This window comes from Heyndrickxia sp. FSL K6-6286, from assembly GCF_038630395.1.
In the GTDB taxonomy this organism is placed as follows: Bacteria; Bacillota; Bacilli; order Bacillales; family Bacillaceae_C; genus Heyndrickxia; species Heyndrickxia oleronia.
On record NZ_CP152029.1, the window covers coordinates 2,832,245 to 2,846,643 of the forward strand.

The window sequence follows — 14,399 nt, forward strand, 5'->3', positions numbered from 1 at the left end:
ACCATTTCATAATGTGTTAGTCTTTTTAATTTAACAATTCATTTTTTTACTAATGATTGACCGTTTATACGATACTCTAAAAGTGCAGGAATCAAAAAATCATTGAGCAATTAGGATCCGATTTTGTAAAAATTATGTGAAGTAAAAACAAATTTTTACTTACTGAAATTTCATCGAAATTGAGTTTAAAAATTTTCAATTGACTTTATTTAATAAACTATTGGGCTCTACATGCACATGAACATTATATACCCCTATTTCTTTTATCATTACTTTTTCAATAGCAGTTGCTACATCATGTGCCTCTCTTATATTTAGTGTATAATCTACGAAAATCACAACATCTATCACTTCATTATTTCCATAGCTTCTACCTTTAATTTCTTTTATACCTTTTACCCCATCCACTTTTAATATTACATTCTGATATAATTCGATTTTTTCCTCATCGAATCCATCTGAAAGTTCATGTGAAGCTTCTTTAAAAATGTCCCAAGCAGTTTTACAAATTAATAGTCCAACTATTAATGCTGTTAAAGTATCTAACCAAGGCATATTTAATTGAGAACCAAAGATACCTACTGCTGTTCCTATACTTACCCATGCATCGGAAATATTGTCTTTTGCAGCTGCCATGACAGCTTTACTTTTAATTTTAAGAGCCAAGCTTTTATTGTACCGATATACAAAATACATGCATATTGAAGCAAAAATGCCTACATAAGCAGCTATAATATCAGGTGACTCACTTCTCCCTCGAAAGATCGATCCAACAGCATCGGACAATACTTGGATTCCAACAGCAAACATAATAAATGAAGCTATCATTGATGCAATTGTTTCACTTTTCCAGTGACCATATCTATGGTTTATATCAGGTGGCTTTTGGGCAATTTTCAATCCTATAAGTACTGCAATAGATGCAATAATATCGGTTGTATTGTTAAGACCATCTGCTTTCAAAGCTGCTGAATTACTGAAATATCCAATGATTAATTTTATGATTGATAGAACAATATAAGCAAAAATACTGATGATTGCCCCTCGCTCGCCTAATTTAAGATCATTATATTTTTGATTATCCATCCTGTACCCCCACGAATCATTAACTCCCTAAATAGGATATCAACAAAAGGACGTGTGGGTCTACAGCAACCTTGTTGAGTGGCTTTATATTAGTAGATGGCCTTTAAAAGTGTTTCTCCAGGTGAAATTTTTGTTTATAAACCTGGGCACTAAATTTTTATACCATTTTTTGAAGATCCGAATAGACAAATGTTCATCGACCGTCATTTATCCTAACTCAAAAAAGATTTTTCAAATGGTGGATATTCCAACTTTACATTTGCTTTTACCAAAGATTCAGTAGTATAAACCAATAATGTAAACAGTAAAAAAATTCTTCATAAAAAAAAACCCTTTTTACTAGATTAAAAGTTGGTTTCCATTAAAAAGAGTAAAGATATTACTGTTCAATAACTTTACTCTTTTAATAAATAATTTAGGCTTGTTTGATTTTGATCTTCTTTTCATTCTTTTTTCCAATAATAATACCTAAAACAGAAGTAATGAAGACACTTAAAACAACTATTAAAATTTCATCAGAATTAAAATAAAAATAGGAAGTTAATGAGTTATTTATTTTTCGTAATAATAGAACAATGATATATGAGAATACAAAACCTGTGGTAGCAGCAATTGTAAAGCTATTTAGATTTAACCACTTGTAAGAAGTTCTTACAAAAATTAAACTTAGCATAATTATTATGAGTAAAAGGTATGGACTGTTAATAATTCTTATAGTGTTTTTGAGTTGATCCGATTGGTAAAAGAAACCCTGTATAACTTCTAAAACCTCTCTTAACCATAATCCCGTTATGACTCCAAATAGTAACCCTTTCATATTTATCCGTTCATAAAGTCTATAAAATACAATAAGGAAAAGGATCATTAATACTGGTGTGAGAAGGACTGAAAAAATAATAAAGCCTAATCCGTCCGCTGTGAACTGCACCCTGTCAAGTAGACAGTATAAAAAAATAAAATTAGGCAATGGCCTTAGTTCGATATTCTATCGGGCTAAGGCCATTAAATTTGGCTTGTAAACGGTCTTGATTATAAAACTTTATATAATCTTTGATATCCTTTTGAAGCTCCTCAAAGGATTGATAATGATGAAGATAATATCTTTCTACTTTCAAAGTCCCCCAGAATGATTCCATGCATCCATTATCAATACATTTTCCTACTCTAGACATACTGTGGATAAGATGGTTTTTTTCGATTATCCTTTTAAATCCATTTGATGTATATTGAAAGCCACGGTCACTATGAATTAAACGTTGCTCATCATGTAAAGGATTCTTCGTTAAGGCACCTTTGATGGTTTTAAAGACTAAATTATTATCATTTCGATGTCCCAATACAAAGGATACGATAGAATTGTCATACAGGTCTAAAATAGCGCTTAGATAGGCCTTTTGACCATTCCCATATTTTAATTCTGTTATATCAGTTACCCATTTTACATTTGGGTGTACTGCCGTAAATTCTCGGTTCAAGATATTCTCTTCCACGTTATTATCAGATGGGCGATGATCCCATTTCTTTTTCCGTCGTATCTTTGATTGTAGGCCAACTAATCGCATTAAACGATGAATTCGTTTTGTGTTATAATGCTTATTCATTTTCCGATTGAGATTCATGGTAATACGTCGATAACCGTATATTCCATCCACCTTTTGATAAATCGCTTTAATTTCTTTAAGTAATCCGCGATTTTCGCGTTCCTGATCCGTTTCCTTTCGATTGACCCATTTATAGTATGAAGACCGATTGGTATGACTTATTGTACAAAGGAGCTGAATAGGGTAATTCATTCTTTCATTTAATTCCCGTATTGCACAATAAGCGACTTCATTCCGAACCTTGCTTAGTACCGCCTTCTTTCGATTTCCTCCAACTTTTTTAAAAAAGCATTTTCAGCTTCCAATCGATAATTTTTTGCTTCTAATTCCTTAATCTTTATCCTTAATTTCTCTTGTTCTGACATTTCTTCTTGAGGTTTCTTTCTTCCACGGTGATCCCGTAGGGACTCTGGTCCATCTGCTTCATATTTTTTTGTCCAACTGTATATTTGCTGGTAGCTAATTTGGAATTTCTTCATGACAGCTGAATAGTCATGGCCATTCTTTATACAAAAATGAACTGCCTCCACTTTCTCCTGGAAAGACAATTTTCTAGAATGAATCATAAGGGATTCCCCCTGACTTGTTTGTCTCGTTTCCTTATGATTATTATAGTTCTTTATCCAACCCCTGAGGGCGCCACGGCTCACTTTATGCCTTCTACATATTTCCAACATGGAATAATCACCAGATATATAGTCTTGAATTGCCCTTAATCTTATTTCATCCGAGTATTGTTTCCATCTGCGTGATTCCTTTAAACCATCAATACCATATAATTCATATTTATCTTTCCAGCTATGGAGTGTGGATTTAGATATTTTATATTCTTTTATCAAACTGCTGGGGCTCATTTCCCCCTCTATGTATTTCATTAAAATTTGATATTTCTCCTCGGTAGAATATTTACTTCTTTTTGACATAAAAAATCCCCCTAGAGTAACGACAGATTTTTGTTTTTTCATCTGTCCACTTTAAGGGGAGCATATCACTGCACCTGGTGTTGGTTTAGTAAAAATCGTATAAGTTGTAAAAATAATGTTGAAACAAACAAGTCCTGTAAGGATAGCTGCTATTGATGAATTTAAAAAACGCATGTTTTCTTCCCTTCTATTGTTTAACTTTATGTATCGCCTTTTATAAAACCTCAACATATCACAAAAATATTATTTAAAGTTACGATACGACAAATTTTACATTTATTTGAAATTTAAAAGATATCTGGTTTTCCACTTTACCTATCCTACCATAATTGTTCTTTAAAAATAAGACAAATAAATGGGAACGAAATCAGATTAAAAATAAATATAGAAGGGTTTTTTCTCATTACTCAAGCACATCAATAACTCAATTTTAAAATTTTTATTTTTTATTAAGTTTAAAGCTTCTTCAATTTCATAATAACCAACAGCCAGACTTTCATTACTAGCCTGTAGTTCACCACCTACATGTTTTCCTAACTACCACATATTACAAATTCCAAGTTCCACTTCGTGTGAAACTCCACAAAAGCTATCTAGTATAACATCAATTCCTGTTTCCTCTTTAACTGCTCTTATAACGGCAGCTTGAACTGCTTCTCCAGTTTCAACTATACCACCCGGTAATTTCCAACCCCTAATAGGATCTTTTTTTAAAAGTATTTTATTTTTCTCATTCTTAATAATCGCTCCTGAAGTAATAGTAAATTTCATAAAACTCACCCTTTTAAACTTCCACAAATTCGATGAATTGGTACCATTTAGGTATTCAGTACTATATTTCTATAAATTTTATATTTACATTTCCTCCCGATACTAAATTCCTAGACGGCAGAGTCGCTAAATATTACATTTCAAAAGAGTAATCCTTCTCAACTTTACAAACTCTAACTGTGTAATTTTTATACCATTCCTTCTTCCCTCTATCTTGGGCAATTTTATGGGTTGAATGTTCTTTCCAGTTCTTAATGTCCTCTAAAGTTTCCCAATATGAAATAGTAATACCTATACCATTATTTCTTGCACTTTCCATACCTAAATAACCTTGTTGCTTCGTGGCCAACTCTTCTATTGCTTGTGACATTTTTTCATATCCATTGTCACCCTCTGTTCTTTCTGAAGTAAATATCACTGCGTAATATGATGGTTGTTTAATTTTCTTATTTCCGTTCATTTTTATGATCTCCCCCTATTATTTAGTTGCTATTTGAGATTTTTTATATTAATTAAAGCTGCAAATATATTTTAATTAATGCCGAAATCTAATTGTTTTTTACTTCAACCAACAAATAACTTAATAGTAGTGAACAACTAATTTACAACTTGATTTAAGAACATTCCCCTTACCCTATCTATCAAAATGAGAAGTATCATTAAATTTATGAACAACATTTTGCTGAAAATTATTTTTACCTAAGACAGTGATACCACCTACAGAAGAAGAAAAGTAGGCTTTTTCGATCATTTCCGGCTCAAATTGCAACCACCACGCAAGAATATACCCCAAAGTTCCTCCATGTGTTACAATCAACAGATTATTCTCCATTTCAGATTGATAGATTCTATCCATACAACCGCAAACACGAGTATAAAATTGTCGCCACGATTCTCCCGCTTGGAATTCTTGATAATCTAAATCAAATTTACTGCTTGTTCGAGGCCGTCTATGTGCTCTTGCCCAGTCCTTTGTTTTTCCTGCTGCAATACCATTATTTATTTCACGAAGTCCGCTATCTTTGATTATTTTTAGGTTTAATTGCGTTCCAATTATTTCAGCTGTTTGTACTGCTCTTAATAGGTCAGAAGAATAGAAGACGTATTCATTTTCTTTGACAATTTCTCTTAGTTTCGTTCCTATAAGTTCTGCTTGTTGTCTCCCTATTTTTGTTAAAGGAGTATCAGTCCAGCCACCTGACATCTGATTGATGTGATGTTCTGATTGACAATGCTGTATTAAAATAATGTTACTCATTCCATTTCCCCTTCAAATTTATTTTCATATTCTCCTTAACTGTCATATAAAACGTAAGACTTGTTGTTTTTTTATTTCCCTAATGCTGTTTTTACAGACTCAATCGCATGTATTTCTGCTGTATCAAATAAAGGAACTTCTGAATCCTCTTGTTTAATAAGTAGTCCAATTTCTGTACAGCCTAATATTATTCCCTCAGCTCCGTTATTTACTAGACTTTTGATCACCTTTTTGTAATAATCTCTTGATGATTGCTGTATACTACCTAAACACAACTCATTATAAATCACCTTGTTTACTAACTCTCTTTCACTATCATTTGGTATTAATACTTTTATACCATTTGACTCAATTCGAGTTTTGTAAAAGTCTTGCTCCATCGTGTACTTAGTACCTAATAAACCAATTGTTTTAACATTTAATTTTTTTATTTGCTTAGCAGTTGCATCAGCAATATGTAAGATTGGTATGTTTATTTTTTTCTCAATATTTTCGACTACCTTATGCATCGTATTTGTGCAAATAACAATAAAATCTGCTCCTCCTTTTTCTAATGAAAGGGCTACATCCCCTAAAAGATTACCAGCTTCTTCCCATTTACCTTCTGATTGAAAACGTTCAATTTCCTCAAAATCAACACTGTATAAGAGACATTTTGCTGAATGTAAACGCCCTAATCTCTTCTTTACCTCTTCGTTTATAATTCGATAGTATTCAACCGAAGATTCCCAACTCATTCCTCCAATTAATCCTATTGTCTTCATACGAATTCCTCCAATTATTGTAAAAATTAATTCTAAAAATCATTCCTATTAACTTTCTTTCTAATTTCGAGAATGATCATTGAAATTCCTTTAAAACGAATCTGCTTAACAATTTTTAGTGAACATTTTTCGCTACTAACTTCAAACGTATAAAATAACTTTCCCTTTTGAGAGTTATTTCAAATCCTATACATCCTTGCAATCGCCAAAAAACAGATAGGAATCTTTTTTATTTTATCAAAACATGATATATTTAAAGGTTGTTAGGAAAGGAATTTATTTCTCCTTATCCGCATTTCTATAGTGTTGTGTAAAAAAGCGAGGAAAATAGGATGTTTTTTGTAGAATTGTTTAAGAAGTTTCCTGTCGAAATAATATTGGTAGCACTGCTAATACTACTTACAGTTTATTTGATTCGTAAATCTATTAAGCTTTTCTTTGACAATACGAGCTTCTTAGATGAAAAACGGGAAGAGACATTGATCCATTTTGCCAATCAAGTAACTAAGGTCTTAGGCTTTGTGTTCTTCATTATTTTTGTGCTTAGCCATTTCTTTGACCTTACAAAGCTTGTCACTGGTTCAGTTGTTTTGGCGAGTGCTTTGGCGTTGATCCTACAGCATATTATCCGTGATTATATTATGGGCTTGACTTATTTATTCGAGCGTCAGATCCAACTCGGAGATTATGTCATCATCAATGGAAATCGTCAGGGGAATATCGAGGAAATCAGCATGCGGCACGTGAAGATTCGCCAATATGACGGTTACCTCTATACAATTTCCTATAGCAGTATTTCGGAACTTCAGAATGGGAACCGAGGGAAGCGCAGGGTGACTGAAAGCCTTGTCCTTAGCTATAGACAAAATCCGAACGATGCCTTCAAGGTGTTAGAGGAAGTAGCAAAAACCTGCAATAAGAAATACGAGGATTATTTGTTGAAGGATGAGTACGGTATTCCAGTGGAAAGGTTCAAATTTAACCAAATCTCCGATCTTAACGTCGATTACAAGGGACACCGTTATACTTTATCAGGTCTGGTGAATGAAGAGGATTTCGCGGAAGCAGGCAAAATGCTTAGGTATGAATTGGCGATGGCAGCCTATAAGAACAACTTGATGATGGCAGAGAGCTATGAAACCAGTCATTAAAATTTATTAAGAGCAAGAGTTTTTATCTCTTGCTTATTTACTGTTTTTTTTACGAACACAACAAACTAGATTTTTTTATTCTTGGAAGATTATCATAGGCAATTACTCCCCTACTGTTGTAATCCCCCTTCTCAAACATAGGATTCATAACTAATAGCCCTAATATTAAGAATAGATTTCAAAATGATCAACTCTATAGATCAATTAATATTATTCACATAAACACTATTTTTAATAAAATATACCCTTACCAAATTTCCTTTTTCGACCGATTAACTCCTGATTCTTTACATAAAAAACCTTCTAAAACAAAGCTCTATTCTTTAACATTGTTGTTATTTAAGAGTAAAGTTTGAATTAATAAGCGGGAACCAAGAGAGCGTATGAATACCTTGGAGGCGAAAATTGCATGTGTACGGTAACCAAAGGGAGGGTTTGATTACCGTGAAGGTCAAATTTGCGGGGCTTCGGGAACCTTTGAGAGGGTCTGATTACCGTGAAGGTGAAAAATACCGATTCATATAGCTGGCCCCTTTTATTTAACGAGATAAGAGCTGAAAACTCCATAAACCGCTCTGAATCCCTTATCGGGTGTAAAACATGCAGTTGAGCTTTGACAAAAGCAACAAACTATACGAAAACAGACTAAAACAAAAACGATAAAATTGTAAAAAATTTTTTATTTGCTTGAAATTTCCAATTTACTCATTAAATTATATCTTTAACCGGCTCTCCTGCAATTTCACAGGTCGTTTTCATCTTAAACCCAGAATGCTTTAAATGCTTTATCCAAGCGATGAAGGAGATCAGTTAGTCTTTATAGAAATTAATTGTATAGCCACTGCATTGATGAAGGGTCGAAGGAGGTATACTATATGACGAGATATAGGAGAAGTTTACGGATTAGCTCTATGCAAAGTTTACACTATGAACAACAGGCGGTTGTTTGTATAGAGCTAGATTATCTATCCGCCTGAAGCATAAATATTGTTTATAGTGCTGACTTTGCTACCTTAAAAATTCCATAATTTTAAGGAGCGGAACTATTATGAAATATATAAATGCTGAAAGCATCTTTCCAGAAGAATTACTTAACGAAATACAAAAATATGTAAATGGTAAATTAATTTATATTCCAACGCCTAAAGGATTACGTAAGAAATGGGGAGAATCCTCAGGGAATAGAAATTATTTAAGAGTTAGAAATCATGAGATCAGGCAAAAGTTTTCAGCCGGCGCAACTATAGACCAACTTTCAGATCAATTTTATCTATCCAGCGATAGTATTAAAAAGATTGTATACTCTAAAAAATAGTTTTATCTGTCACATTGGATTAAAATCTAATGTGACATTTTTTTGTGTTAATAAATTATTATAATTATTTATTATATATATTCTCAATCTTGGATTGATTACAATTACAAATGAAGGAATTACTATTGATACGGAGGTAAAGTTTGAATAACTTTTTCACCTTGATACTAATGATGATTGGAGGAGAATCCATTGAAAATTGACGTAAAATTAACTGACAAAAGGAATGCATATATAATTAAAAATTTATATCCATTGTATCTTTATGATCTATCCAAACACTATAATAGGCTTCCAAATGCTAATGGAATTTACGAGGATAGTGATAATTGTCAAACGTTAGAAGAACAAGTAGCAATACAGAATATTTGGTGGGAAAAACCAAATATTTTATTTCCCTACTTAATTTTAGTTGATGATATACCAGCTGGATTTGTCCTAATCGCCTCCCCGCCACATTGTAATAAAGGAATTGATTTTTTTGTAAACGAATTCTTTTTAATTCAATCTTTAAGAGGGCAAGGGATAGCTGAACATGCAGCAAAAATAGTATTTGAACAATTAAATGGAAATTGGGAATTGTTCACTAATCCATTAGACAAAAATATAATTGGGCAAAAGTTTTGGAGAAAGACGATTTCTAATTATACAAGTGGAATTTACATTGAAGAATATGGGGAAACATTTGACGGTTATAAACTAATTTTTCGTTTTAATAATTCGGGAGTGAAATTTATTTAAACCATTTTCCGTTTCCTTTAGAAAGTTACGATTCATTTTGAAAAAACGATGTTTTTTCATTAAATATTAAGAAAGTAAAAAATACAGTTCCCCAGAAAATGAGGTACTGTCTTTTTAAATTACCCCATATTTAGTTCTTTTTTTAAGACAGCTGAAAGGAAATCTAATCGGGGGCGATTGTCATACTTAAGAAAGTTTGATATCGATTCACAATCTGCCGACAATAGAATAATAGATGAAAACTCTGGTTCTACCCCTGCCTTCTTTAATGCTATTTCAAACTGCTTATATCGATTCTGTAATTCCGATCTATCAATAGCTAACTGAATCAAATAAACTAGGGCTACACTACCCCAATGTACGATATAACGCGGTCTAACTTTTTCTACCAAGTTAGAATTAGTCAAATCGACCCCAATCTCCTCCTTCGTTTCACGAATCAGGCTCTTGAAAATATTTACAGATTGTTGATTTATATCACTTTCGTCAATTCCCCCAGCAATAAATTGTAAGCGGCCAGGTGAAGCTGTTCTGGAATTCATTTCCCCTAAAACTATATAGTTATCCTTTGTTACTATAAGGCCATTAGCAACAATGACACGACATTCATAATCTATGGGTAATTTATTATATTTCGAGTATAAAAAATGAGCATAGTCAGTTTTTTGTAATGTGATATGTAGCTTATCCCTCGCTTCAATCATTTCTTTTATTGAAATTATGTTCCTCGATGAAAAGTTTTCCCGCTCGCCTTAAGAGATTCCCAATATAAGTTTATTGATTCATGAAGTGAATGGGGCAAATACATTCGCTCTGGAGAAACTGTAATTCTAACATCTGTAGGTATAGATTTTATCTTAATCATAGGAATTTTCCCACATCCCATTGTTATAGACTTCTTAATCTATATAATTTAAAGACCTTTCTCTACGGACTTATCCCCAAACAAAGAAACTCTTTTAATAAATCTACCATGATTAACCTTAAATCTTTTTACACGATTCCCCTACCGATTATGTATCAGTTTTGAATTTTTAATGTGTTAATGATGTATACATCGAATAATCTACTTCACCAGTAATATTTTTCAATGAATCTTCACTTAACTCCAATGCCATTAAATTATCAACAGAAGGTGGAAGATTTTTATTAGCTGCATAGATTCCAAAGTCTGTTGATGTTCGAAATCCAAATCTTCGATAGTATCGATAATCTCCTTCAACAATTATTCCCTTATATCCCTTTTTGGCTGACAATTTAATGCCTTCTTGCAACATATATTTACCAACACCTTGGCGTTGCTTATTCAATGCTACTGATACTGGTGATAACATCAGTAATTCATGTTCGTGCTTCTTACTAATTGGAAATTTTGAAAGGATAAAATGTCCTATAATTGATCCTTCGTCCTCAACAACTAAATCAAGTTCTGGAATATAATAATTTTTTTCTCGAATCTCTTTTACTAAGGCTTTTTCAACCAAGCCATTTGAGTAACTTGTATTTTTGAATACCTCAAAAACAAAGTCTTCAATATAACGATGTTCCTCTTCTCTTACCGCTCTAATATTCAATAATAACACCTCCCATAACATTTAATTTTTATTCAATCGTTCCCTTTTCTTTCTGTTTGTAGGAGAGGTCTTCGCGATCTTACAGCTTTAAGATACTAATATATATATAAATACTATTTATTTCATTATCTGAAGTAATATTTATAAATTATTTGAAGTCCTTTTATAATTCTTATTTTATAGATTGAAAAAAAGAGGCTGAAACATAAACATTTCAACCTCTACTTTATATATTTTTTAATTATTCTTCATCCATGAATGGATAAGCAATTTCTGCAGTTGGTGCAAAGTTTTCTTTAATAACACGAGGAGTAGTCCAACGAATCATGTTAAATACAGAACCTGCTTTGTCGTTTGTACCAGAACCACGTGACCCGCCAAATGGTTGTTGATTAATCATCGCACCAGTTGGTTTGTCGTTAATATAGAAGTTTCCAGCTGCACCAGATAAACGGCGTTCTAAGTGCATAATTGCTCCGCGATCTTGTGCAAAAATCGCACCTGTTAATGCATACATAGAAGCTGTATCAACTGCATCCAATGTTTCTTCTAATTTATCATTTTCATATACATAAATTGTTAATACTGGTCCAAAGATTTCTTCTACCATAGTTTTGAAGTTTGGATTTGTTGTCACAATGATTGTTGGTTGAATGAAATATCCAACAGAATCATCATACGTACCACCAGCAATAATTTCTGCTTCTTCAGATGCTTTGGCATATTCGATATAGCTTGTAATTGAATCAAATGCAGCTTTATCAATTACCGCACCCATAAAGTTTGTAAAGTCACGAACATCTCCAACTTTTAGCTTAGCCGTTTGTTCTAGTAAACCAGCTTTAACTTTTTCCCACATACTTGCTGGAATGTAAGCACGTGAAGCTGCTGAACATTTTTGACCTTGGTACTCAAACGCACCACGAACAAGGTTAGCTACCACTTTGTCTGCTTGTGCTGTTTCGTGAGCAAACACAAAGTCTTTACCACCAGTTTCACCAACTAGACGAGGATATGATTTGTAGTTCGCAATGTTTTCACCAACATTTTTCCAAATTGTTTGGAACGTGCTAGTTGATCCAGTGAAGTGGAATCCAGACATACGAGGATCCGTTAAAACAACTTCTGAAACTTGTGAACCACGTGATGGCACGAAGTTGATAACACCTTTAGGTAATCCCGCTTCTTCTAAAATACGCATAAAGTAGTAGTTTGCAAGGATAGAAGTTGTTGCCGGTTTCCAAACAACTACGTTCCCCATCATAGCAGGTGCTGATGGTAAGTTCCCACCAATTGCTGTGAAATTAAATGGAGAAATGGCTAATACGAAACCATCTAATGGACGGTAATCTGTACGATTCCAAACATTTTTCATACTGTCTGGTTGAATTTGATAAACTTGATTCGCATAATCAACACCAAAACGTAAGAAATCTGCTAATTCTTGTGCAGAATCAATTTCAGCTTGAATAACTGTTTTAGATTGTCCTAGCATAGTAGCAGCATTCATTAAATCACGATATGGACCAGAGATTAAATCAGCCGCTTTTAAGAAAATAGATGCACGATGTTCCCATGGCATATTTGCCCATGCTTCTTTCGCAGCCATAGCCGCTTCAATTGAATCACGCAACTCTTTTTCTCCAGCTTGTGAATAGTTTGCTAATACATGTTGATGATCATGTGGCATAACTACTTGCTTCACAGTATCTGTCTTTACTTCTTCCCCATTTATGATTACTGGGATATCCACTACTATATTAGATTGGCGTTTTAATTCTGCCTTCAAAGTTTCTCTTTCTTTTGTACCTGGAGCATATGAATTGCCAGGCTCGTTTAAAGGTGTTGGGATTTTGAAAATTCCGTTACTCATGTTTTCATGTCCTCCTATTTAAATACTCTGATATTTTCATATAATCATATTTAATTGTACTTTACTAGTATAACATGCCTTTTATTAATGCGCTTACTTTTTCTTCATAGAAATGAAAAATCGGCGCAACCAATAGGGTTACCTAGTGTTTATTGTTCTGTCACGAAATTTTATCAAATTGATTGTATTTAATATAATAGTAATGAACAGAAGTAGCGTAGTGACAAATGCCATTGCACCTGTAATATCCATTAAAGCAGACCAATCTTCAGTCTCTACCAAGTAATAGCAATATAATATCTGGAAACATATTGAAACTGCACAAGAACTAATACTAATAAAAGAAAGAACACCCCGATTCTTATTGTTTTGCTTTTTATATTGAATGAAATTAATAACTGGAATGGTCAAAGCAATTAATCCTAAAATAAGACTTCCAAAATTAAGCAGACCAGCCATATCTAGTCCTCCTTTTTTACATTTAGTTTTTTCATTTCCTATTACTCCTGCACAATAATGAATGACCACTAAACGTTTCACATTGTCATCTATCGATTAGGTCCATGTATGACTTTTGATCTTTCCAATTCACAAAAACTTTTCCTTGCACATATAACATTATAATGACACATTTAATATAATTCCAGAAAATAGGAGGGAAATTACATGGGGAAGTCTGGATTTGTTCCTGATAATACGAACATAAAAAAAACAAGTGGAACTCCGAATCTTTTTTTTGACTCGAAAGATAGTATTGAATTCGAAAAAGACACTGAAAACGTCATTTATAAAGTTTCTTCAACACAACTTCCTGCAATGGTAGGAGGTTCCTTTGCAAACGTATATCTTACTAAAGGGCATATTCGCGAGCCACATTGGCATCCTAACGCTTGGGAGCTAGATGTTGTAATTTCGGGTGAAGCCCAAATTTCCATTGTTGACCCAGATACCAATAAATTGCATTCCTATGTAGCAAAGCCCGGTCAAGTTGTTTTTATTCCTATGGGCTGGTGGCATTGGATCATTCCTACTTCAGAAAAATTGCATATGCATCTTTTTTTTAACAATGACCAATTTGAAACAGCATTAGGTTCAAATATGTTAAAGCTGACACCGCCTGAAGTTTTCCAGCTTTCATATGGAGTTGACGCTGACAAAATAGCTGATGTATTAGCACCGATAAAAAAAAGTGTTGAAATTGGTCCGCCTGAACTTGAATCTCGTGTTCAAACTTCGTTTTCCGAAACAAACAGGAAATCCGAAGATAGTCTAGACCAAAATGAGATGATAGAAGAAATTGCAATCAATATTAATGGGAAGATTTTAAATTTGTAAATGTAGG

Annotated in this window: 15 protein-coding genes; 4 read left to right on the forward strand and 11 right to left on the reverse strand. The window is 33.1% G+C overall.

The annotated features are described in order from the left end of the window. Positions 1 to 195: 195 nt before the first annotated feature. From MHI39_RS14330 to MHI39_RS14360, 7 genes are all read right to left on the reverse strand, one after another. Entirely contained in the window at positions 196 to 1,086 is an 891-nt protein-coding gene (locus tag MHI39_RS14330; RefSeq protein ID WP_216383636.1) for a cation diffusion facilitator family transporter, read from the reverse strand. 959 nt (positions 1,087 to 2,045) lie between these two features. Then, positions 2,046 to 2,900, reverse strand: a complete 855-nt coding sequence (locus MHI39_RS14335; RefSeq protein WP_139254916.1) for an IS3 family transposase — start codon at positions 2,898 to 2,900, stop codon at positions 2,046 to 2,048. A gap of 32 nt (positions 2,901 to 2,932) precedes the next feature. Further along, a complete protein-coding gene (locus MHI39_RS14340; RefSeq protein ID WP_058006963.1) occupies positions 2,933 to 3,610 on the reverse strand; it encodes a helix-turn-helix domain-containing protein in 678 nt (225 codons plus the stop codon). Positions 3,611 to 4,147: 537 nt separating this feature from the next. Further along, a complete protein-coding gene (locus MHI39_RS14345) occupies positions 4,148 to 4,381 on the reverse strand; it encodes an NUDIX hydrolase (protein WP_342539486.1) in 234 nt (77 codons plus the stop codon). 133 nt (positions 4,382 to 4,514) lie between these two features. Beyond that, positions 4,515 to 4,841: an antibiotic biosynthesis monooxygenase gene (locus MHI39_RS14350; RefSeq protein ID WP_216383631.1), complete on the reverse strand. Its 327-nt coding sequence runs from the start codon at positions 4,839 to 4,841 to the stop codon at positions 4,515 to 4,517. A gap of 174 nt (positions 4,842 to 5,015) precedes the next feature. Beyond that, entirely contained in the window at positions 5,016 to 5,639 is a 624-nt protein-coding gene (locus MHI39_RS14355; protein ID WP_058005886.1) for a histidine phosphatase family protein, read from the reverse strand. A 71-nt stretch (positions 5,640 to 5,710) separates the two neighbouring features. After that, the gene (locus MHI39_RS14360) at positions 5,711 to 6,403 is read right to left on the reverse strand and encodes an aspartate/glutamate racemase family protein (protein WP_216383629.1); all 693 of its coding nucleotides are present in this window, start codon (positions 6,401 to 6,403) and stop codon (positions 5,711 to 5,713) included. Positions 6,404 to 6,735: 332 nt separating this feature from the next. Between MHI39_RS14360 and MHI39_RS14365 the strand changes: the two genes are divergently transcribed. From MHI39_RS14365 to MHI39_RS14375, 3 genes are all read left to right on the forward strand, one after another. Continuing rightward, positions 6,736 to 7,554 (forward strand): mechanosensitive ion channel domain-containing protein, encoded by an 819-nt coding sequence (locus tag MHI39_RS14365; protein WP_342539487.1) that lies wholly within the window; start codon positions 6,736 to 6,738, stop codon positions 7,552 to 7,554. A gap of 1,048 nt (positions 7,555 to 8,602) precedes the next feature. Beyond that, positions 8,603 to 8,869, forward strand: coding sequence for a CD3324 family protein (locus MHI39_RS14370; protein ID WP_058005883.1), 267 nt, complete (start codon positions 8,603 to 8,605; stop codon positions 8,867 to 8,869). A gap of 192 nt (positions 8,870 to 9,061) precedes the next feature. Then, on the forward strand, positions 9,062 to 9,610 hold the full coding sequence (locus tag MHI39_RS14375) for a hypothetical protein (RefSeq protein ID WP_058005882.1): 549 nt from the start codon (positions 9,062 to 9,064) through the stop codon (positions 9,608 to 9,610). 119 nt (positions 9,611 to 9,729) lie between these two features. Here MHI39_RS14375 and MHI39_RS14380 read toward each other — a convergent pair whose 3' ends face one another. From MHI39_RS14380 to MHI39_RS14395, 4 genes are all read right to left on the reverse strand, one after another. Continuing rightward, positions 9,730 to 10,152, reverse strand: coding sequence for an NUDIX hydrolase (locus MHI39_RS14380; protein ID WP_342539488.1), 423 nt, complete (start codon positions 10,150 to 10,152; stop codon positions 9,730 to 9,732). Between the two features lie 492 nt (positions 10,153 to 10,644). After that, positions 10,645 to 11,184, reverse strand: a complete 540-nt coding sequence (locus tag MHI39_RS14385) for an N-acetyltransferase (RefSeq protein ID WP_058005880.1) — start codon at positions 11,182 to 11,184, stop codon at positions 10,645 to 10,647. Between the two features lie 241 nt (positions 11,185 to 11,425). Then, positions 11,426 to 13,057, reverse strand: coding sequence for an L-glutamate gamma-semialdehyde dehydrogenase (pruA, locus tag MHI39_RS14390; RefSeq protein ID WP_071975757.1), 1,632 nt, complete (start codon positions 13,055 to 13,057; stop codon positions 11,426 to 11,428). Positions 13,058 to 13,195: 138 nt separating this feature from the next. After that, on the reverse strand, positions 13,196 to 13,516 hold the full coding sequence (locus MHI39_RS14395) for a hypothetical protein (protein WP_342539489.1): 321 nt from the start codon (positions 13,514 to 13,516) through the stop codon (positions 13,196 to 13,198). Positions 13,517 to 13,723: 207 nt separating this feature from the next. On the opposite strand from MHI39_RS14395, the gene MHI39_RS14400 reads away from it, so the two are divergent. Next, positions 13,724 to 14,392, forward strand: a complete 669-nt coding sequence (locus MHI39_RS14400; protein ID WP_058005877.1) for a cupin domain-containing protein — start codon at positions 13,724 to 13,726, stop codon at positions 14,390 to 14,392. The last annotated feature ends 7 nt before the right edge of the window (positions 14,393 to 14,399 follow it).

Excerpts from the sequence above, each read along its gene's own strand:
- MHI39_RS14355 (WP_058005886.1), bottom strand. The coding sequence starts at position 5,639 with ATGAGTAACATTATTTTAATACAGCATTGTCAATCAGAACATCACATC.
- MHI39_RS14395 (WP_342539489.1), bottom strand. The coding sequence starts at position 13,516 with ATGGCTGGTCTGCTTAATTTTGGAAGTCTTATTTTAGGATTAATTGCT.
- MHI39_RS14345 (WP_342539486.1), bottom strand. The coding sequence starts at position 4,381 with ATGAAATTTACTATTACTTCAGGAGCGATTATTAAGAATGAGAAAAAT.
- MHI39_RS14360 (WP_216383629.1), bottom strand. The coding sequence starts at position 6,403 with ATGAAGACAATAGGATTAATTGGAGGAATGAGTTGGGAATCTTCGGTT.
- MHI39_RS14370 (WP_058005883.1), top strand. The coding sequence starts at position 8,603 with ATGAAATATATAAATGCTGAAAGCATCTTTCCAGAAGAATTACTTAAC.
- MHI39_RS14330 (WP_216383636.1), bottom strand. The coding sequence starts at position 1,086 with ATGGATAATCAAAAATATAATGATCTTAAATTAGGCGAGCGAGGGGCA.
- MHI39_RS14380 (WP_342539488.1), bottom strand. The coding sequence starts at position 10,152 with ATGAATTCCAGAACAGCTTCACCTGGCCGCTTACAATTTATTGCTGGG.
- MHI39_RS14340 (WP_058006963.1), bottom strand. The coding sequence starts at position 3,610 with ATGTCAAAAAGAAGTAAATATTCTACCGAGGAGAAATATCAAATTTTA.
- MHI39_RS14400 (WP_058005877.1), top strand. The coding sequence starts at position 13,724 with ATGGGGAAGTCTGGATTTGTTCCTGATAATACGAACATAAAAAAAACA.
- pruA (WP_071975757.1), bottom strand. The coding sequence starts at position 13,057 with ATGAGTAACGGAATTTTCAAAATCCCAACACCTTTAAACGAGCCTGGC.
- MHI39_RS14365 (WP_342539487.1), top strand. The coding sequence starts at position 6,736 with ATGTTTTTTGTAGAATTGTTTAAGAAGTTTCCTGTCGAAATAATATTG.
- MHI39_RS14350 (WP_216383631.1), bottom strand. The coding sequence starts at position 4,841 with ATGAACGGAAATAAGAAAATTAAACAACCATCATATTACGCAGTGATA.